At 53.9% G+C, this 19,617-nt stretch carries 16 protein-coding genes and 1 pseudogene; 10 read left to right on the top strand and 7 right to left on the bottom strand.

The genetic code is table 11. The features are described 5' to 3' along the window. From sadA to trmL, 5 genes and pseudogenes are all read left to right on the top strand, one after another. Positions 1-2,721: pseudogene (sadA, locus tag ACLJNW_RS16765) on the top strand (trimeric autotransporter adhesin SadA); the annotation flags it as partial. 298 nt (positions 2,722-3,019) lie between these two features. Further along, positions 3,020-4,675, top strand: coding sequence for an L-lactate permease (gene lldP, locus ACLJNW_RS16760; RefSeq protein ID WP_001055305.1), 1,656 nt, complete (start codon positions 3,020-3,022; stop codon positions 4,673-4,675). Continuing rightward, complete coding sequence (lldR, locus tag ACLJNW_RS16755) at positions 4,672-5,448, top strand: transcriptional regulator LldR (RefSeq protein ID WP_000636696.1); 777 nt, start codon at positions 4,672-4,674, stop codon at positions 5,446-5,448. The genes lldP and lldR overlap by 4 nt, the downstream gene beginning before the upstream one ends. After that, positions 5,445-6,635: an FMN-dependent L-lactate dehydrogenase LldD gene (gene lldD, locus ACLJNW_RS16750; protein WP_023204165.1), complete on the top strand. Its 1,191-nt coding sequence runs from the start codon at positions 5,445-5,447 to the stop codon at positions 6,633-6,635. Before lldR ends, lldD begins: the two co-directional genes overlap by 4 nt. Before the next feature lie 64 nt (positions 6,636-6,699). Continuing rightward, positions 6,700-7,173, top strand: a complete 474-nt coding sequence (gene trmL / locus ACLJNW_RS16745) for a tRNA (uridine(34)/cytosine(34)/5-carboxymethylaminomethyluridine(34)-2'-O)-methyltransferase TrmL (protein ID WP_000932335.1) — start codon at positions 6,700-6,702, stop codon at positions 7,171-7,173. Between the two features lie 67 nt (positions 7,174-7,240). Here the strand turns inward: trmL and ACLJNW_RS16740 are convergent, their stop codons facing one another. Continuing rightward, complete coding sequence (locus tag ACLJNW_RS16740) at positions 7,241-8,245, bottom strand: LacI family DNA-binding transcriptional regulator (RefSeq protein WP_001537635.1); 1,005 nt, start codon at positions 8,243-8,245, stop codon at positions 7,241-7,243. A gap of 318 nt (positions 8,246-8,563) precedes the next feature. Between ACLJNW_RS16740 and ACLJNW_RS16735 the strand changes: the two genes are divergently transcribed. Further along, positions 8,564-9,760: an L-talarate/galactarate dehydratase gene (locus ACLJNW_RS16735; RefSeq protein WP_001218249.1), complete on the top strand. Its 1,197-nt coding sequence runs from the start codon at positions 8,564-8,566 to the stop codon at positions 9,758-9,760. 73 nt (positions 9,761-9,833) lie between these two features. Beyond that, on the top strand, positions 9,834-11,144 hold the full coding sequence (locus tag ACLJNW_RS16730) for an MFS transporter (RefSeq protein ID WP_001092104.1): 1,311 nt from the start codon (positions 9,834-9,836) through the stop codon (positions 11,142-11,144). A gap of 82 nt (positions 11,145-11,226) precedes the next feature. On the opposite strand, the gene cysE is transcribed toward ACLJNW_RS16730, so the two are convergent. From cysE to ACLJNW_RS16705, 5 genes are all read right to left on the bottom strand, one after another. Beyond that, complete coding sequence (gene cysE, locus ACLJNW_RS16725) at positions 11,227-12,048, bottom strand: serine O-acetyltransferase (protein WP_001112113.1); 822 nt, start codon at positions 12,046-12,048, stop codon at positions 11,227-11,229. 77 nt (positions 12,049-12,125) lie between these two features. Then, positions 12,126-13,145, bottom strand: coding sequence for an NAD(P)H-dependent glycerol-3-phosphate dehydrogenase (gene gpsA, locus ACLJNW_RS16720; protein ID WP_001076596.1), 1,020 nt, complete (start codon positions 13,143-13,145; stop codon positions 12,126-12,128). Next, positions 13,145-13,612, bottom strand: a complete 468-nt coding sequence (secB, locus tag ACLJNW_RS16715; protein ID WP_000003370.1) for a protein-export chaperone SecB — start codon at positions 13,610-13,612, stop codon at positions 13,145-13,147. The genes gpsA and secB overlap by 1 nt, the downstream gene beginning before the upstream one ends. Before the next feature lie 43 nt (positions 13,613-13,655). Next, positions 13,656-13,907 (bottom strand): glutaredoxin 3, encoded by a 252-nt coding sequence (gene grxC, locus ACLJNW_RS16710; RefSeq protein ID WP_001273795.1) that lies wholly within the window; start codon positions 13,905-13,907, stop codon positions 13,656-13,658. Positions 13,908-13,993: 86 nt separating this feature from the next. Next, complete coding sequence (locus ACLJNW_RS16705) at positions 13,994-14,425, bottom strand: rhodanese-like domain-containing protein (RefSeq protein WP_001156179.1); 432 nt, start codon at positions 14,423-14,425, stop codon at positions 13,994-13,996. Positions 14,426-14,672: 247 nt separating this feature from the next. On the opposite strand from ACLJNW_RS16705, the gene gpmM reads away from it, so the two are divergent. From gpmM to ACLJNW_RS16690, 3 genes are read left to right on the top strand one after another with little or no spacing between them, the layout of a single operon-like run. Then, positions 14,673-16,217, top strand: a complete 1,545-nt coding sequence (gene gpmM / locus ACLJNW_RS16700; protein WP_000116576.1) for a 2,3-bisphosphoglycerate-independent phosphoglycerate mutase — start codon at positions 14,673-14,675, stop codon at positions 16,215-16,217. A 33-nt stretch (positions 16,218-16,250) separates the two neighbouring features. Beyond that, positions 16,251-17,510 carry a murein hydrolase activator EnvC gene (gene envC / locus ACLJNW_RS16695; RefSeq protein WP_235645586.1) on the top strand — a complete coding sequence of 420 codons (1,260 nt, stop codon included), beginning with the start codon at positions 16,251-16,253 and terminating at the stop codon, positions 17,508-17,510. 3 nt (positions 17,511-17,513) lie between these two features. Then, a complete protein-coding gene (locus ACLJNW_RS16690; RefSeq protein ID WP_001135519.1) occupies positions 17,514-18,476 on the top strand; it encodes a divergent polysaccharide deacetylase family protein in 963 nt (320 codons plus the stop codon). Here the strand turns inward: ACLJNW_RS16690 and ACLJNW_RS16685 are convergent. Next, positions 18,463-19,497 carry a glycosyltransferase gene (locus ACLJNW_RS16685; RefSeq protein ID WP_023204167.1) on the bottom strand — a complete coding sequence of 345 codons (1,035 nt, stop codon included), beginning with the start codon at positions 19,495-19,497 and terminating at the stop codon, positions 18,463-18,465. The two genes, ACLJNW_RS16690 and ACLJNW_RS16685, sit on opposite strands and share 14 nt — an antisense overlap. Positions 19,498-19,617: the final 120 nt, after the last annotated feature.

Genomic DNA, 19,617 nt, shown 5'->3' with positions numbered 1-19,617 from the left:
ACCCTGGCCGCTGACAGCACCGACGCCGTTAACGGCTCTCAGCTGTTTGCCACCAACGAAAATGTGTCTCAGAACACCACTGATATCGCTGCCAACACCACCAGCATCAATCAGAACACCACTGATATCGCCACCAACACCACCAGTATCAACAACCTGAGCAATTCCGTCACCACGCTCACTGACGATGCACTGCTATGGGATGCAGCCTCTGGCGCATTCAGCGCTAAGCACAACGGAAGCGCCAGTAAAATCATCAATGTCGCCGCCGGGGACCTTTCTGAGGACAGTACAGACGCCGTTAACGGCTCACAATTGTATGAAACCAACCAGAAGGTGGATCAAAACACCTCTGCTATCGCAGATATTAATACGTCCATCACCAATCTTAGCTCTGACAACCTGAGCTGGAATGAGACAACGAGTTCGTTCTCTGCCAGCCACGGAAGTAGTACGACAAACAAAATCACCAACGTTGCTGCCGGGGAGCTGTCTGAAGAAAGTACCGACGCGGTTAACGGATCGCAGCTGTTCGAAACCAACGAAAAAGTGGATCAGAACACGACCGATATCGCCGCCAATACCACTAACATCACTCAGAACAGCACCGCGATTGAGAACCTGAATACTTCTGTCTCCGACATTAATACGTCCATTACCGGCCTCACTGATAACGCTCTGTTATGGGACGAAGACATCGGCGCTTTCAGCGCAAACCACGGTGGAAGCACCAGTAAAATAACCAATGTCGCCGCCGGGGCGCTTTCTGAGGACAGTACAGACGCGGTAAACGGCTCACAGTTGTATGAAACTAACCAGAAGGTGGATCAAAACACCTCTGCTATCGCGGATATCAATACGTCCATCACCAATCTTGGTACCGATGCACTGAGCTGGGATGACGAAGAAGGCGCGTTCAGCGCCAGCCACGGTACCAGCGGTACCAATAAGATAACCAATGTGGCTGCAGGTGAAATCGCCAGTGACAGTACTGACGCTGTTAATGGCTCTCAGCTCTATGAAACTAACATGCTGATTTCTCAGTATAGTGAATCTATTAGCCAACTAGCCGGCGATACCAGCGAAACCTATATCACGGAAAATGGTACCGGCGTGAAATACATCCGTACGAATGATAATGGGCTTGAAGGCCAGGATGCATACGCAACGGGTAACGGCGCAACGGCAGTAGGTTACGACGCCGTCGCCTCTGGCGCTGGCAGTCTGGCTCTTGGCCAAAACAGCAGCAGCATTGAGGGCAGTATCGCTTTGGGCAGTGGCTCCACCTCTAACCGCGCTATTACAACCGGTATACGAGAAACGAGCGCAACAAGCGATGGAGTCGTCATTGGCTACAATACAACAGACAGAGAGTTGCTGGGCGCGTTGTCATTGGGGACGGATGGAGAAAGCTATCGTCAAATTACCAACGTTGCTGACGGCTCTGAAGCGCAAGATGCGGTAACAGTTCGTCAGTTACAAAATGCCATTGGTGCGGTCACTACTACACCGACCAAGTACTACCACGCAAACTCAACGGAAGAAGATTCACTGGCTGTCGGAACTGACTCACTGGCAATGGGTGCGAAGACCATCGTCAATGCTGATGCAGGTATTGGTATTGGTCTGAATACACTGGTGATGGCTGATGCCATCAACGGTATTGCTATCGGTTCTAACGCACGCGCCAATCATGCAAACAGTATTGCAATGGGTAATGGTTCTCAGACCACTCGCGGCGCACAGACTGACTACACCGCCTACAACATGGACACACCGCAGAACTCTGTCGGTGAGTTCTCTGTCGGCAGTGAAGACGGTCAACGTCAGATCACTAACGTCGCGGCGGGTTCGGCAGATACCGATGCCGTTAACGTGAGTCAATTGAAAGTAACGGACGCGCAGGTTTCCAGGAATACCCAGAGCATTACTAACCTGAATACTCAGGTATCGAATCTGGATACCCGCGTCACCAATATCGAAAACGGCATTGGCGATATCGTCACTACCGGTAGCACCAAGTACTTCAAGACCAACACCGATGGCGCAGATGCAAATGCCCAGGGTGCGGACAGCGTCGCGATTGGCTCTGGCTCTATTGCTGCCGCTGAAAACAGCGTGGCGTTAGGCACAAATTCCGTCGCAGATGAAGCTAATACTGTGTCTGTTGGCTCTTCTACTCAACAACGCCGTATTACCAACGTTGCCGCAGGGGTGAACAACACTGGCGCGGTTAATGTGGCGCAACTGAAAGCCTCAGAAGCAGGCTCCGTGCGTTATGAAACCAATGCAGATGGCTCGGTTAACTATAGCGTGCTCAACCTGGGAGACGGGAGTGGCGGCACCACTCGGATCGGCAATGTTTCAGCGGCGGTGAATGATACGGATGCGGTTAACTATGCGCAATTGAAACGCAGCGTCGAAGAAGCAAACACCTATACCGACCAGAAAATGGGGGAAATGAACAGCAAAATCAAAGGAGTAGAAAACAAGATGAGCGGCGGTATCGCTTCAGCGATGGCGATGGCCGGTCTGCCACAAGCCTACGCCCCGGGCGCCAACATGACCTCGATTGCTGGCGGTACGTTTAATGGTGAAAGTGCCGTCGCCATTGGTGTCTCCATGGTAAGTGAAAGCGGGGGCTGGGTGTATAAATTGCAAGGAACCAGCAACAGCCAGGGCGATTACTCTGCGGCCATTGGCGCGGGCTTCCAGTGGTAATGAAGTAACAACACTCCCGACATCAAAGGCAATGGCATAATGCCATTGCCTTTTCACTTCCCTTTGTGGTCCTCTCCTCTCAATTGGCCCTACCAATTTTAGCGCGTTATCACTACCCACTCACATTTCATTAAATTAACTCTACAATACCGTTGCCAATAAATAACATCTGGTTAACTATTTGTTGTCATTATCCATACACAACAATATTGGCAGGACCACTTTTACACATAATGTGACTTCAACGAGATGAGCAAAGATTCATCCCATTATGCGTGTGGTTCTCAGGAGACCTGCAATGAACCTCTGGCAACAAAACTATGACCCGGCGGGTAATATCTGGCTTTCCAGCCTGATCGCATCGCTCCCAATCCTGTTCTTCTTTTTCGCCCTGATTAAACTCAAGCTGAAAGGCTATGTTGCCGCTTCGTGGACGGTGGTTATCGCGCTCGCCGTCGCGCTGCTGTTCTATAAAATGCCGGTCGATCACGCGCTGGCATCGGTCGTGTATGGCTTCTTCTACGGGCTATGGCCGATAGCCTGGATAATCATCGCCGCGGTCTTTGTCTATAAAATTTCGGTCAAGACCGGGCAGTTTGACATTATTCGCTCGTCAATTCTGTCGATTACCCCCGACCAGCGTCTGCAAATGCTGATTGTCGGCTTCTGCTTCGGCGCGTTCCTTGAAGGCGCGGCAGGTTTCGGCGCGCCGGTGGCGATAACCGCCGCGCTGCTGGTGGGTCTGGGCTTTAATCCGCTGTATGCGGCAGGGCTGTGCCTGATTGTAAACACCGCGCCAGTCGCCTTTGGCGCGATGGGGATCCCGATTCTGGTTGCCGGACAGGTCACGGGCCTGGACAGCTTTGAAATCGGTCAGATGGTCGGTCGTCAGCTACCGTTCCTGACCATTATCGTGCTGTTCTGGATTATGGCGATTATGGACGGCTGGCGCGGCGTGAAAGAAACCTGGCCTGCGGTGATGGTCGCTGGCGGCTCGTTTGCTATCGCCCAGTATCTCAGCTCCAACTTTATCGGGCCGGAACTGCCGGACATCATCTCTTCACTGGTGTCTCTGGTGTGTCTGACGCTGTTCCTCAAACGCTGGCAGCCGGTACGCATCTTCCGCTTCGGCGATATGGGCGCGTCGCAGGTCGATCAGACGCTGGCCCGCACCCGCTATACGACAGGGCAAATTGTTCGCGCCTGGTCGCCGTTTCTGTTCCTGACCGCCACGGTCACTCTCTGGAGCGTACCGCCGTTTAAAGCGTTGTTTGCCCCCGGCGGCGCGCTGTATGACTGGGTAATTAACGTTCCGGTACCGTATCTCGACAAACTGGTCGCCCGTATGCCGCCGGTCGTACACGAAGCGACCGCTTACGCGGCGGTGTATAAATTTGACTGGTTCTCCGCCACCGGCACTGCAATCCTGTTTGCCGCGCTGTTGTCTATCGTCTGGCTGAAAATGAAGCCCTCAGCCGCAATCCAGACCTTTGGCAGCACGCTGAAAGAGCTGGCGTTGCCGATTTACTCCATCGGCATGGTGCTGGCGTTCGCGTTTATCTCGAACTATTCCGGGCTTTCTTCCACGCTGGCGTTAGCGCTGGCGCACACCGGCAGCGCCTTCACGTTCTTCTCGCCGTTCCTCGGCTGGCTGGGTGTCTTCCTGACCGGGTCCGACACCTCATCTAACGCGCTGTTTGCCTCTCTACAGGCTACCGCGGCGCAGCAAATCGGCGTCTCTGATGTGCTGATGGTGGCGGCGAACACCACTGGAGGCGTAACCGGGAAGATGATCTCGCCGCAGTCTATCGCCATCGCCTGCGCGGCGGTGGGACTGGTAGGGAAAGAGTCCGATCTGTTCCGTTTTACCGTCAAACACAGCCTGATCTTCACCTGTATGGTGGGCGTGATCACTACGCTTCAGGCCTATGTTTTAACCTGGATGATTCCGTGATTGTGATGCCAAAACGCCTGTCAGACGAGATTGCCTCTCGCGTGCGGGCGCTGATTGAAGAACAAAACCTGGAAGCGGGCATGAAATTGCCCGCCGAGCGCCAGTTGGCTCTACAGCTTGGCGTATCACGCAACTCTTTACGCGAAGCGCTGGCGAAGCTGGTCAGTGAAGGCGTGCTGGTGAGTCGTCGCGGCGGCGGGACATTTGTCCGCTGGCAGCACGAAACCTGGTCTGAACAGAATATCGTGCAACCGCTGAAAATGCTGATGGCGAACGATCCGGACTACAGTTTCGACATTCTGGAGGCCCGCCACGCCATTGAAGCCAGTACGGCCTGGCACGCCGCCATGCGTGCCACCGCTGCCGACAAAGAGAAAATCAGACTCTGCTTTGATGCGACGCTCAGCGAAGACCCGGATCTCGCCTCCCAGGCCGACGTGCGCTTTCATCTGGCGATCGCGGAAGCCTCGCACAATGTGGTGCTGTTGCAAACGATGCGCGGTTTCTTCGACGTCCTGCAATCCTCCGTCAAACAGAGTCGCCAGCGTATGTATCTCGTTCCGCCCGTATTCTCAAAGCTGACGGAACAACACCAGGCAGTGATGGACGCCATTCTGGACGGTAACGCCGAGGGCGCGCGTAAAGCGATGATGGCGCACCTCAGTTTTGTCCACACCACGATTAAACGATTTGATGAAGACCAGGCCCGCCAGGCGCGTATTACCCGCCTGCCCGGCGACCATAATGAGATGACCAGGGAGAATAAATCATGATTATTTCAGCAGCCAGCGATTATCGCGCCGCAGCTCAGCGCACGTTGCCTCCTTTCCTCTTCCACTACATCGACGGCGGCGCGTATGCGGAATATACCCTGCGCCGAAATGTGGAAGACCTGTCGCAAGTCGCTCTGCGCCAGCGCGTGCTGAAAAATATGTCCGATTTAAGCCTGGAAACGCCCCTGTTTAACGAAACGTTGTCGATGCCAGTGGCATTAGCGCCGGTAGGTCTGTGCGGCATGTACGCCCGTCGCGGCGAAGTACAGGCCGCCGCCGCCGCAGACGCAAAGGGCATTCCGTTCACCCTTTCCACCGTCTCCGTCTGTCCGATTGAAGAAGTTGCACCAACCATTAAGCGCCCGATGTGGTTCCAGCTTTATGTACTGCGTGACCGGGGCTTTATGCGCAACGCGCTTGAACGTGCGAAAGCGGCGGGCTGCTCCACGCTGGTCTTTACCGTGGATATGCCGACGCCGGGCGCGCGCTACCGTGACGCCCACTCCGGGATGAGCGGCCCAAACGCGGCCATGCGCCGTTACTGGCAGGCGGTGATGCACCCTAAATGGGCGTGGGATGTCGGCCTGAACGGTCGCCCGCATGATTTAGGCAATATTTCCGCCTATCTGGGTAAACCGACCGGCCTTGAGGACTATATCGGCTGGCTGGCAAATAACTTCGATCCGTCCATCTCCTGGAAAGATCTGGAGTGGATACGCGAATTCTGGGACGGCCCAATGGTGATCAAAGGGATCCTCGATCCAGAAGATGCCCGCGATGCGGTACGTTTCGGCGCTGACGGTATCGTGGTGTCGAATCACGGCGGCCGCCAGCTCGATGGCGTGCTCTCTTCCGCCCGCGCCCTGCCCGCCATTGCCGATGCGGTGAAAGGCGATATCGCCATTCTGGCGGATAGCGGGATCCGTAACGGGCTGGATGTCGTGCGTATGATTGCGTTGGGGGCCGATACCGTACTGCTGGGTCGGGCCTATCTCTACGCGCTGGCGACGGCAGGAAAAGCGGGGGTCGCCAACTTGCTGGACCTGATCGAGAAAGAGATGAAAGTCGCCATGACCCTGACCGGCGCGAAATCCATTAGCGAAATCAGTGGCGATTCACTGGTGCGGGAACTGGGGAAAAGTTTGCCCGCCGCGCTGGCGCCAATGAGCAAAGGCGATGCCGCCTGAACGCCTGGCGCGTGAGAGCCCGGTAAATTTCTGCTATTCTGCCCCCCGCATTTAAGGGGGCATCATGCTTAACATCGTACTCTTCGAACCAGAAATCCCGCCGAATACCGGCAACATCATTCGTCTTTGCGCCAATACCGGCTTTCGTCTGCACATCATCGAACCGATGGGGTTTACCTGGGATGATAAGCGCTTACGCCGCGCAGGGCTGGACTATCACGAATTCGCCGCGGTTCAGCGCCATCACGATTATGCCGCCTTTGTCGCCGCCGAAAATCCACAGCGCCTGTTTGCGTTGACGACAAAGGGCACGCCCGCCCATAGCGCCGTAAGCTATCAGGATGGCGATTATTTGATGTTTGGCCCGGAAACGCGCGGCCTGCCCGCCAGCATTCTCGATGCGTTGCCTAAAGAGCAGAAGATTCGCATTCCGATGATGCCGGATAGCCGTAGCATGAACCTGTCGAATGCGGTGTCGGTGGTGGTGTATGAAGCGTGGCGCCAGTTAGGATACCCCGGCGCGGTATTGCGGTCGTAATATATTCAATGCCGGATGGCGGCTAACGCCTGATCCGGCCTGGCCGATCCCGATGGCATGTTCCCGTTTATGCGGACTCTCGCTCAATCAAATGAAAGCCAATATCCACAATAGCTTCTGCGCACGGTTTCTGTTCAATACGATCGGCCAACAGCGTAGCGGCGCGCTGGCCAATGGCGCGTCTGTCAACGCTTACGGTAGTAATTGACGGTCGATTGCTGGCGGCAAAATCAAGATCGCCAAAACCAATAACCGCTAAATCATGCGGGATGCGCAAACCACGGCTTTCCGCCTCCATCATCGCCCCCTGTGCCAGGGTATCAGAACTGCAAACAATGACATCAAACGTCCCTTCGTCAAAAAGCTGGCTTAAACCGCTGCGCCCCAGCGAAAGCGATGCCGGAAGGGGGACATCCACCTGCGGTACGGCATGAATAGCGTGGCGTTGAAGAACACTACATAACCCCTGCTTACGTTGCGCGGCTCGGCGATCGGCGGTCCACAACAAGCCGGGACGACGATAGCCCTTACTCAGAAGATACTCCCCCGTCGCCTGCCCGACTTTTTCATGGGAAAAACCGACCAGCATATCAAGCGGCGTGGGCGTTAAGTCCCAAATTTCCACCACCGGAATAGCCGCGTTCAGGATGACCTTTTTCAGTTCTATCGTGTGATGGATCCCGGTAAGCACCACGCCATCGGGGCGGCGGGAAAGCAGTGTCGCCACCAATTCCGCTTCCGTTTGTTCGGTATATCCCGCCACGCACAGCAATATGTGATATCCGCGTCGGGCCAGTTCATCGCTCAGCGACTGGATGGTATCGACAAACATGTTGTTGTTAATTTGCGGCACGACGACAGCGATTAATTTACTCCGTCGCGACGCCAGACCACCGGCTAACGCGTTGGGTATGTAGCCTGTGACGCGAACCGCCTGCATGACTTTCTCAACCGTTTTGGGGCGAACCAGTTGTGGCGAATTCAATGCCCGGCTGACTGTCATCGGAGACAGCCCGGCGCTACGTGCTACATCTTCCAGCGTCGGCGCACGAGGTGATTTGGTTCTCTTCACGTCTGATGCCCCTGCAAAGATTGGCTGATTTATCCGCGCATTATTCATCATGCCTGCGGCTATTGCCAGCTTCGCATCAGGAAAGGCCGTAAATACAGTAGCTTATCAAGCTCAGTCATTACAAAATGATAGCGCCATCATTTTGTATTATGCATTTCCCCAGATATTTTTGGATCGTGATCCATTTTGCAATAAATCCTGCTTTTTATACGACATATGTGATCAAATGTTCAAATCAACATCAACTTTCTGGATCCTGCGTTCGCTTAATAATAAAAATGTTAGCGCAATCATTTTGTGTTTATCAGGAGAAAAAAAATGGCTTTAAGCGCGAATTCCGACGCCGTAACGTATGCAAAAGCGGCGAATACCAGAACCGCGGCAGAAACCGGCGATCGTATCGAATGGGTGAAGCTATCACTGGCTTTTCTACCGCTGGCGACGCCAGTGAGTGACGCGAAGGTACTGACCGGTCGCCAGAAACCTTTGACCGAAGTGGCAATCATCATTGCCGAAATCCGCAGTCGCGATGGCTTTGAGGGCGTTGGTTTTAGCTACTCCAAACGTGCTGGCGGCCAGGGTATTTATGCTCACGCCAAAGAGATAGCCGACAATCTACTGGGCGAAGACCCCAATGATATCGACAAAATATACACCAAGCTGCTGTGGGCCGGAGCCTCGGTGGGGCGTAGCGGGATGGCGGTACAGGCTATCTCCCCTATCGATATCGCCTTATGGGATATGAAGGCTAAACGTGCCGGTCTGCCACTGGCAAAACTGTTGGGCGCGCACCGCGACTCCGTTCAGTGTTACAACACCTCAGGGGGGTTCTTGCATACACCGCTCGATCAAGTGCTGAAAAATGTGGTGATTTCCCGCGAAAATGGCATTGGCGGTATTAAGTTGAAAGTCGGACAACCCAACTGCGCTGAGGATATTCGCCGCTTAACCGCAGTACGTGAAGCGCTTGGGGATGAGTTCCCGTTAATGGTTGACGCTAACCAGCAGTGGGATCGCGAAACGGCTATCCGCATGGGGCGTAAAATGGAACAGTTCAATCTTATCTGGATTGAAGAACCACTAGATGCTTACGACATCGAAGGCCACGCCCAGCTTGCTGCCGCGCTGGATACGCCTATCGCCACCGGGGAAATGCTGACCAGTTTCCGGGAACACGAGCAGTTGATTCTGGGCAATGCCAGCGATTTCGTTCAGCCAGATGCGCCGCGTGTCGGCGGTATCTCTCCGTTCCTGAAGATTATGGATCTGGCGGCGAAACACGGGCGTAAGCTGGCGCCGCACTTTGCGATGGAAGTACACCTGCACCTTTCCGCAGCGTATCCCCTGGAGCCGTGGCTGGAACATTTCGAGTGGCTGAACCCATTATTCAACGAGCAACTTGAGCTGCGCGATGGCCGCATGTGGATTTCCGATCGTCATGGTCTGGGTTTTACGCTCAGTGAACAAGCGCGCCGCTGGACACAATTAACATGTGAATTTGGCAAACGCCCTTAACCCGACTGGCGGGAATCCGTCCCGCCTCTCTTACCTTACAGGATGCATTCTGCCCTTATCTGAGGAGTAGATAATGAACACAATAATAAAGCGCACAAAAGTGCGTCATACCATTCTTATATTTTTATTTCTTGCTACCGTATTTAATTATGCGGATCGCGCAACTCTATCCGTAGTTGCCCCAATAATGAGTAAAGAATTAGGTTTTGATCCGGAAGCGATGGGCCTGGCCTTCTCCTCATTTGGTATCGCCTATGTCATTATGCAACTACCCGGTGGTTGGCTATTAGACCGCTACGGTTCACGACTGGTTTACGGTTGCGCATTGATTGGCTGGTCGTTAGTAACCATGTTTCAGGGAACGATCTATCTGTATGGCAGCCCATTAATTGTACTGGTTATTCTACGTCTGCTGATGGGCGCGATTGAAGCGCCTGCCTTTCCGGCGAACAGTCGTTTAAGCGTACAATGGTTTCCCAATAATGAACGAGGTTTCGTTACTTCAGTTTATCAGGCTGCGCAATATATCTCGCTGGGCATTATCACCCCGCTAATGACGATCATTCTGCATAATTTAAGCTGGCATTTTGTCTTCTATTATATTGGCGCTATTGGCGTGATGCTCGGTATATTCTGGTTAATGAAAGTCAAAGATCCGATGCACCACCCAAAAGTTAATCAAGCGGAAATTGACTATATTCGTAGCGGTGGTGGCGAGCCCTCTCTGGGCTGTAAAAAGGAGCCGCAGAAAATAACGTTCGCGCAGATTAAAACCGTCTGTGTTAACCGGATGATGATCGGTGTTTACATCGGGCAATTCTGCGTCACCTCTATCACCTGGTTCTTCCTGACCTGGTTCCCGACCTACCTGTACCAGGCGAAAGGCATGTCGATTCTGAAAGTCGGTTTTGTGGCCAGTATTCCAGCCATTGCCGGTTTTATTGGCGGCCTGCTCGGCGGCGTGTTCTCCGACTGGCTACTCAAACGCGGCTATAGCCTTACCGTCGCGCGGAAACTGCCTGTTATCTGCGGTATGTTGCTCTCTTGCGTAATTGTGATCGCCAACTACACCTCTTCAGAATTTGTGGTCATTGCGGCGATGAGTCTGGCCTTTTTTGCCAAAGGGTTTGGTAACCTGGGCTGGTGCGTACTCAGCGACACCTCGCCGAAGGAAGTTCTGGGTATTGCCGGCGGCGTATTTAACATGTGCGGCAATATGGCAAGCATCGTTACGCCGCTGGTCATCGGCGTGATTCTTGCCAATACTCAGTCGTTCGACTTTGCCATTTTATACGTTGGCTCGATGGGACTTATTGGTCTCATTTCATATCTGTTTATCGTCGGCCCGCTGGATCGCATCACGCTGACATCATCCGCAGCCTGATTGTCCACATTGCGAATTCTTCGCTCCGCTGTTCCGGGATTGCACTCCATCGGAACAGCGTTTTTTAGTTGTACCGCGCAATTCAGATGCCGTCGCCATACTCAAACGTATGGTGTATCCCGTTGAAATGCTGGTCCATATCCATCGACGGCTTATCGCTGCCCGGCTTGCCGACAATACGCGCCGGAACGCCTGCGGCGGTAGTGTGCGGCGGGACAGGCTGTAAAACAACGGAACCTGCGCCAATTTTCGCGCCGCGCCCCACCTCGATATTGCCGAGAATTTTCGCGCCCGCGCCAATCATCACGCCTTCGCGGATTTTAGGATGGCGATCGCCGCTCGTTTTCCCGGTACCGCCCAGGGTGACGGATTGCAGGATCGACACATCATCCTCAATAACCGCCGTCTCCCCCACCACAATACCGGTGGCATGGTCGAGCATAATCCCGCGGCCAATTTTCGCTGCCGGGTGAATATCCACCTGAAACGAGACCGAAACCTGATTTTGCAGGAAGATAGCCAGCGCGCGGCGACCTTTATTCCACAACCAGTGACCAATGCGGTAGGCCTGTAGCGCATGAAAGCCTTTCAGATATAACAGCGGCGTGGAGTATTTATCCACCGCCGGATCGCGAGTGCGCACGGCCTGAATATCGCAGGCTGCCGACGCGATCATTTCCGGGTCGGCGGCATAGGCTTCTTCAACTACTTCACGGATAGCGATAGCGGGCATGATGGGCGAAGCCAGTTTATTTGCCAGCATATAGCTCAGCGCACTGCCCAGATTTTCATGCTTGAGTAGCGTGGCGTGATAAAAACTGGCCAACATAGGCTCACAGTCAGCTAAAGCGCGGGCTTCAGCTTTAATATTCTTCCAGACGATTTCCAGTTCTTCACACGGCATGGCTTACTCCAGACGGGCAGAAAACGACCAACCCGTTCTGTGCGGGTTGGGTCGTTTATGCAAACAGTTCCTTACGGCTAGTGGCGACTCAGCTCTTCCTTGCGGGCGCGACCTAATAACGTTAATGCTGCCTCGCGCGCGTTTTTTCCGCAATACAATACTTGATAAATTTCCTCGGTTATTGGCATTTCAACACCAAAACGGTGCGCCAATTCACGAACTTCTTTCGTATTGCGATAGCCTTCGACCACCTGGCCAATCTTATCCTGCGCGCCTTTAACGTCCATGCCCTGGCCAAGCATCATGCCAAAACGACGGTTGCGCGACTGGTTGTCGGTACAGGTCAGCACCAGATCGCCTAAACCCGCCATCCCCATAAAGGTGGCGGGATCGGCGCCAAGCGCTGCGCCAAGCCGCGACATTTCGGTCAGTCCACGCGTGATTAGCGCCGTGCGGGCGTTCGCGCCGAAGCCGATGCCGTCAGACATCCCCGCGCCAATCGCAATCACGTTTTTCACCGCGCCGCCAAGCTGCACGCCGATAAAATCCGCATTGATATAGACGCGAAAACTTTTTCCGCAGTGCAACAGTTGCTGGAGATCGTCGGCAAAGGTCTCATCGGTTGAGGCCAGCGAGATTGCCGTCGGCAAACCCGCCGCCAGCTCTTTAGCGAACGTCGGACCGGAAATCACCGCCAGCGGGATTTGATCGCCTAACGCCTCGCGAGCGACATCCTGCAACAGGCGCCCCGTTTCCGCTTCCAGGCCTTTGGTCGCCCATACCAGACGCGCATCCGGACGCATCAGCGGTTTAATCTGCCGCAGCACGTCGCTGAAAACATGGCTTGGCACCACCACCAGAATGTTACGACTGGCCGCCAGCGCGGTTGCTAAGTCGCTTTCCAGGTGTAACGTATCGGGAAAAGGCACATCGGGAAGGAACGCGACGTTGCAGCGATCGTGCTCCAGGGTCGCGATATGTTTTGGGTCGTGGCCCCACAGGACAACCTGGTGGCCGTTTCTCGCCAGAGTGATGGCGAGAGCGGTGCCGTACGAGCCGGCACCGATGACTGTCATTGACGCATTACTTTGGTTCATCAGGCATCCTGATGTTCTTCAGTACCTTCGCCAGCCTGCTGCTGCAAATAGTTCATGAACAGCGCATCAAAGTTGACCGGCGCAAGGTTCAGTTGCGGGAACGTACCGCGTGAAACCAGGCTGGTGATGCACTCGCGAGCATACGGGAACAGAATGTTCGGGCAGTATGCGCCCAGGCAATGCGCCATCTGAGTACCTTCAATACCGCTGATGGAGAAAATACCGGCCTGCTGAACTTCGCACAGGAACGCGGTTTCTTCCCCCAGGGAAGCCGTTACGGTAACACGCAGCACAACTTCATAAACGTCATCCGCCAGTTGGGAAGATGCCGTATCAAGATCCAGTTTAACCTCTGGCTGCCAATCTTTCTGGAAAACATGCGGTGCGTTTGGCGCTTCGAAAGAAACATCCTTGGTATAGATACGTTGGATCTGGAAAGCCATTTCAGTGTTATTTTGTTCTGACATGTGTAAAACCCTTTAGTGTTGTCCTTAAATACTTGAGTACGCCTTAACGCAACAGCGGATCCAGTCCACCACGCGCATCCAGCGCATACAAGTCGTCACAACCGCCAATGTGCTGTGCATCAATAAAAATTTGCGGAACCGTCGTTCGGCCACTACGTTTGATCATCTCTTCACGCTTCACGGCGTCGCCGTCAATCGCAATTTCCTGGAAACTCACGCCCTTGCTGTTTAACAGCGCCTTTGCACGATGGCAAAACGGGCAGGTTGCTTTGGTGTAGATTTCAATATTGGCCATGACTTCGCTCCTGTTTTTTTACCCGATGGATTTCATGTCGACGCAAAGGCAAGTCATTCCCCTTGCGCCATGAAAACGACGGGTAATCACTTACCGCGCACCAGAGGCAGATTCTCGCCGCTCCAGCCTGCTACGCCTTCTTTCAACACAAAGACCTTTTCAAAGCCGGCTTTTGTCAGCGCGTTAGCGGATTCCTGGCACTGCATACCAGAACCGTCGACCACGATAATCGGCTTGTCTTTGTGCTTTTCCAGTTCGCCAACATTGTTGGCTTTGATTTCGCTCGGCAGCAAATTGGTCGCGCCAGCGATATGGCCTTTACGGAAATCGTCACGTTGACGTAAATCCACAACAACGGCGTCCTCTTTGTTGATAAGGCGCGTGGCTTCGCCGCGTGTAATCACCTTAACTTTTGAAGTCAGACCTTTGAACGTGGTAAATAAAACCGCCACCAGTAACGCAATCCAGGCGATACTCAGTATGGGATGACGGCCAACAAATTGCATAATTTCTTGCATGGGGGGTAACAACTCCCGACGTAGTGATTAAAAAACCAGGAAAGGAGTATACCTGCGCAGTGGCGCAAATACAGCCAGAGCGTGCACTGGAATGCATTTTTGCGGGGCGCTACGAAAAAAAATCACGCTATTACTTGCCTTCTCACGCCAGCGCGATCCCTTTCTTTGATCTTCTGAGGCTATTTTATCGATTCAGCTGTAGTAAAATTACGCAATTATTTTGTCTATTGAGTATGAGGTTGTCGCAATGTCGGTTTCTAAAAAACCTATGGTACTGGTGATTCTGGATGGCTACGGCTACCGTGAAGAACAGCAGGATAACGCTATCTTAAACGCCAAAACCCCGGTGATGGATGCTCTGTGGGCAAAACGTCCGCATACCCTGATCGACGCATCCGGTCTGGAAGTGGGTCTGCCTGACCGCCAGATGGGCAACTCCGAAGTGGGCCACGTTAACCTGGGTGCAGGTCGCATCGTTTATCAGGACCTGACGCGTCTGGACGTTGAAATTAAAGAGCGTACTTTCTTTGCTAACCCAGTCCTGACCAATGCGGTAGACCAGGCGAAAAACGCCGGTAAAGCGGTTCATATTATGGGTCTGCTGTCCGCGGGCGGCGTCCACAGCCACGAAGATCACATTATGGCGATGGTGGAACTGGCCGCAGAGCGAGGCGCAGAAAAAATCTATCTGCACGCCTTCCTCGACGGTCGCGACACGCCGCCGCGCAGCGCTGAAGCCTCGCTGAAAAAATTCGAAGACAAATTCGCCGCGCTGGGCAAAGGCCGCGTGGCGTCTATCGTCGGTCGTTACTACGCTATGGACCGCGACAACCGTTGGGATCGCGTGGAAAAAGCGTATGATCTGATGACCCTGGCGCAGGGCGAATTCCAGGCAGATACCGCTGTGGCTGGCCTGCAGGCCGCTTACGCTCGTGATGAAAACGATGAGTTTGTCAAAGCGACCGTTATCCGCGCCGAGGGCCAGGCTGATGCGGCGATGGAAGACGGCGACACGCTGATTTTCATGAACTTCCGCGCTGACCGCGCGCGCGAAATTACCCGCGCTTTCGTTAACGCTGATTTCGACGGCTTTGCGCGTAAGAAAGTGGTTAATCTGAACTTCGTGATGCTGACCGAATACGCTGCCGACATCAAAACTGCCGTTGCCTACCCACCAGCGTCGCTGGCGAATACCTTTGGCGAATGGATGGCGAAAAACGACAAAACTCAGCTGCGTATTTCCGAAACGGAAAAATATGCGCACGTAACCTTTTTCTTTAACGGCGGCGTAGAAGAACCGTTTGCTGGTGAAGAGCGCATTCTGATCAACTCCCCGAAAGTGGCCACTTATGACCTGCAACCGGAAATGAGCTCTGCAGAATTGACTGAAAAATTGGTCGCGGCGATCGAAAGCGGTAAGTACGACACCATCATTTGTAACTATCCAAACGGCGATATGGTCGGTCATACCGGCGTGATGGAAGCCGCCATCAAAGCGGTGGAAGCGTTGGATAACTGCATTGAACAGGTAACAAAAGCGGTTGAGTCCGTTGGTGGACAACTGTTGATTACCGCGGACCACGGCAACGCGGAGCAGATGCGCGATCCGGCGACCGGTCAGGCGCATACCGCCCACACCAACCTGCCGGTGCCGCTGATTTATGTCGGCGAGAAAAACGTGAAGGCGGTCGAAGGCGGCAAACTTTCAGACATTGCGCCTACCATGCTGTCGCTGATGGGGATGGAAATCCCGCAAGAGATGACTGGTAAGCCGCTGTTCATCGTGGAATAATCCCTCCCCATGAGGGGAAAGGCGATTAACACCATTCAACAGGCCGTGAAACCAAGAACGTTTTCAGTCAGGCCTTTGTTCTACGCCAGCGTACTTAGCGCTGGCGTATTGTTGTGCGCCTTTTCCGCCCACGCGGATGACCGCGATCAACTCAAATCTATTCAGGCCGATATCGCCGCGAAAGAACGCGACGTACGCCAGCAGCAGCAACAACGCGCCAGCCTCCTGGCACAACTGAAAGCCCAGGAAGAGGCCATCTCGGCCGCAGCACGTAAGCTGCACGAAACGCAAAGCACCCTGGATCAGTTAAACGCGCAAATTGATGAGATGAACGCCTCAATTGCCAAACTGGAGCAGCAAAAAGCCAGCCAGGAGCGTAATCTTGCCGCGCAGTTGGACGCCGCTTTCCGCCAGGGCGAACACACCGGCATTCAGCTTATTCTTAGCGGAGAAGAAAGCCAGCGTGGGCAACGCCTGCAGGCCTACTTCGGCTATCTGAACCAGGCGCGCCAGGAGACTATCGCCGAGCTGAAACAGACTCGCGAACAGGTCGCCACGCAAAAAGCCGAGCTGGAAGAGAAGCAAAGCCAACAACAAACGTTGCTGTATGAGCAGCGCGCCCAGCAGGCGAAGCTGGAGCAGGCGCGTAATGAACGTAAGAAAACGCTTGCCGGACTGGAGTCGTCTATTCAGCAAGGCCAGCAACAGTTAAGCGAACTACGCGCCAACGAATCACGCCTACGCAACAGTATCGCGCGGGCGGAAGCGGCGGCCAAAGCGCGAGCGGAGCGTGAAGCCCGCGAAGCGCAGGCGGTACGCGATAAGCAGCAGGAAGCCTCGCGTAAAGGCAGCACCTATAAGCCGACGGAAAGCGAGCGTTCGCTAATGTCCCGCACCGGCGGTCTGGGCGCGCCACGCGGTCAGGCATACTGGCCGGTACGCGGCCCGATATTACATCGCTATGGCGAACGGCTGCAGGGTGAGCTACGTTGGAAGGGGATGGTGATCGGCGCGTCGGAAGGCACCGAGGTCAAAGCCATCGCCGACGGCAGGGTGATTCTGGCGGACTGGCTGCAAGGCTATGGCCTGGTGGTGGTCGTGGAGCATGGTAAAGGTGATATGAGCCTTTACGGCTATAACCAGAGCGCGCTGGTCAGCGTAGGCGCGCAGGTGCGCGCCGGACAACCTATCGCCCTTGTGGGCAGTAGCGGCGGTCAGGGCAGACCTTCGCTTTATTTCGAAATTCGTCGCCAGGGTCAGGCCGTCAATCCACAGCCGTGGTTGGGAAGATAAGTTTTGCCTCAGTTTCGTCGCTCCATTCTCACGCTGGCCACTTTGCTGGCGTTTGCACATCCCGTTTTCGCTGGCAAGCTCGCCATCGTGATTGATGATTTTGGCTATCGCCCGCATACGGAAAACCAGGTTCTGGCGCTGCCGCCAAACATCTCCGTCGCCGTACTGCCCAACGCGCCGCACGCGCGCGAAATGGCAACTAAAGCGCACAATAGCGGGCATGAGGTGTTAATCCACCTGCCGATGGCGCCGCTAAGCAAACAGCCGCTGGAGAAGGATACGCTGCGACCAGATATGAGCAGCGATGAGATCGAGCGCATTATCCGCGAGGCGGTAAACAACGTGCCGTATGCCGTCGGGCTTAATAACCACATGGGCAGTGCAATGACTTCCAGCCTGTTCGGTATGCAAAAAGTTATGCAGGCGCTGGAACATTACAATCTCTATTTTCTCGACAGCATGACGATTGGCAATAGCCAGGCGATGCGCGCGGCATCCGGTACGGGTGTGAAAGTGATCAAGCGCAAAGTGTTCCTCGACGATACGCAAAACGAGGCGGATATTCGCCGTCAGTTTAATCGCGCTATCGAACTGGCCCGTCGCAACGGTTCCGCTATCGCGATTGGACATCCGCATCCCGCAACGGTTCGCGTGCTGCAACAGATGGTTTATCGCCTGCCGGCGGATATCACCCTGGTACGCCCAGGCAGCCTGCTCAACGAACCGCAGGTAGATACGTCCCGACCTGGTGTAACGCCGCAGAAAATTGACGCACCGCGCAATCCCTTCCGCGGCGTGAAGATGTGCAAGCCGAAAAAACCGCTGCAACCGGTCTACGCTACGCGCTTTTTCAGCGTCATCGGCGAGAGCATTACGCAAAGTTCCGTGGTTGTCTGGTTTCAGCATCAGTGGCAAGGCTGGGGGAAAATCGCCGCGCCTAAAAACGTGAGCGCTAAGACAGATTGAGCGCCTTACGGGCCATACGACGGTGCGACAAGGTTTTGTCGCGCCATTGCCACAGCCGGAAAGACCAGAGCAGCGTCTGATAAGCCGCTTTCGCGCTGCGTACGTTAGCCATCATCCGTCTATACATGCCAGAAGTAAAAATTTCGGCAATCATACGCTGGCGGGTCAAAATATCAGGCTCTTTACGTACCGCATGACAAACGCGTAACGCTTCCCAGGTAATTTGCTGGCGAAATTCCGGGTAAATCGGAATACGACAGGCATAATCACGATTGAGCTTTTCTAATAACCGCGTAATTTTAATATAATGCCGCTGATAATTAAGATTTTTATTGCCTTGTCTTTGCAAACGGCTTACCGAATTATCATGCAGGAAATATTTATATAATGATTGTTCGGTATAACGTACGCGCGTGGCATTAAACATAACTTCCGTCGACCATAATATGTCCTGATGATGTAGTCCGGGAGCGAAAGTAATATTGTTATCGGTAATTAACGCGCGTCGATAAACGCCCATCCAGACAACATGCGTCCAGCGTCGCGAGGCCAACGCCATACGCAACCAATCCGGTCCGCTTAATACCCCGGTGGAACGCAGACGATCGGTCGGAATAGATTGCCAGGCGTGCCCGGTTTTTCGGACGCACCAGTCCGCATTACACTGCGCAACGTCCAGATCATCGTTAAGCGCCATAGTCATCAGCGTTTCATACATCTTCGGGTAGACCTGGTCATCCGCATCGACAAAGGCGACATAATCGCCGGTCGCCGCTTGCAGGCCAAGATTACGGGCGACAGATGCGCCAGCATTGGCCTGATGAAGCAGTCGAACATGTGGGTAATGTTCCGCGTAATGTTTTGCTATCTCAACGGAATGATCCGTCGATCCATCATTCACAATAATAATTTCCAGCGCCGACCACGTTTGCGCGATTAACGACGCCATGCAAGCATTAAAATCCGCTCCCGCATTATATAACGGGACAATGATACTCACTTTGGTTTTACTATTTTTCATAACGATTACCAGAAAAACCTTAATTTACCCTGCCTTTATACTGTGGCTCTATTAAGAAACTATTAAGCCGCCATAATTAATTTTTACAGTAAAAAGCAAGCACAAAACTCAGAGTAGAGC

Origin of the sequence: Salmonella sp. SAL4457 (assembly GCF_046548235.1) — a bacterium.
GTDB classification, from domain to species: Bacteria; Pseudomonadota; Gammaproteobacteria; order Enterobacterales; family Enterobacteriaceae; genus Salmonella; species Salmonella enterica.
Note: the sequence above shows the minus strand (reverse complement) of the source record. Positions and strands in the feature narration are given on the sequence as shown.

What these genes read in the sequence shown, in the direction of transcription:
- lldP (WP_001055305.1), top strand. Translation starts at nt 3,020, where the DNA reads ATGAACCTCTGGCAACAAAACTATGACCCGGCGGGTAATATCTGGCTT.
- lldD (WP_023204165.1), top strand. Translation starts at nt 5,445, where the DNA reads ATGATTATTTCAGCAGCCAGCGATTATCGCGCCGCAGCTCAGCGCACG.
- trmL (WP_000932335.1), top strand. Translation starts at nt 6,700, where the DNA reads ATGCTTAACATCGTACTCTTCGAACCAGAAATCCCGCCGAATACCGGC.
- ACLJNW_RS16735 (WP_001218249.1), top strand. Translation starts at nt 8,564, where the DNA reads ATGGCTTTAAGCGCGAATTCCGACGCCGTAACGTATGCAAAAGCGGCG.
- ACLJNW_RS16730 (WP_001092104.1), top strand. Translation starts at nt 9,834, where the DNA reads ATGAACACAATAATAAAGCGCACAAAAGTGCGTCATACCATTCTTATA.
- cysE (WP_001112113.1), bottom strand. Translation starts at nt 12,048, where the DNA reads ATGCCGTGTGAAGAACTGGAAATCGTCTGGAAGAATATTAAAGCTGAA.
- gpsA (WP_001076596.1), bottom strand. Translation starts at nt 13,145, where the DNA reads ATGAACCAAAGTAATGCGTCAATGACAGTCATCGGTGCCGGCTCGTAC.
- secB (WP_000003370.1), bottom strand. Translation starts at nt 13,612, where the DNA reads ATGTCAGAACAAAATAACACTGAAATGGCTTTCCAGATCCAACGTATC.
- grxC (WP_001273795.1), bottom strand. Translation starts at nt 13,907, where the DNA reads ATGGCCAATATTGAAATCTACACCAAAGCAACCTGCCCGTTTTGCCAT.
- ACLJNW_RS16705 (WP_001156179.1), bottom strand. Translation starts at nt 14,425, where the DNA reads ATGCAAGAAATTATGCAATTTGTTGGCCGTCATCCCATACTGAGTATC.
- gpmM (WP_000116576.1), top strand. Translation starts at nt 14,673, where the DNA reads ATGTCGGTTTCTAAAAAACCTATGGTACTGGTGATTCTGGATGGCTAC.
- ACLJNW_RS16685 (WP_023204167.1), bottom strand. Translation starts at nt 19,497, where the DNA reads ATGAAAAATAGTAAAACCAAAGTGAGTATCATTGTCCCGTTATATAAT.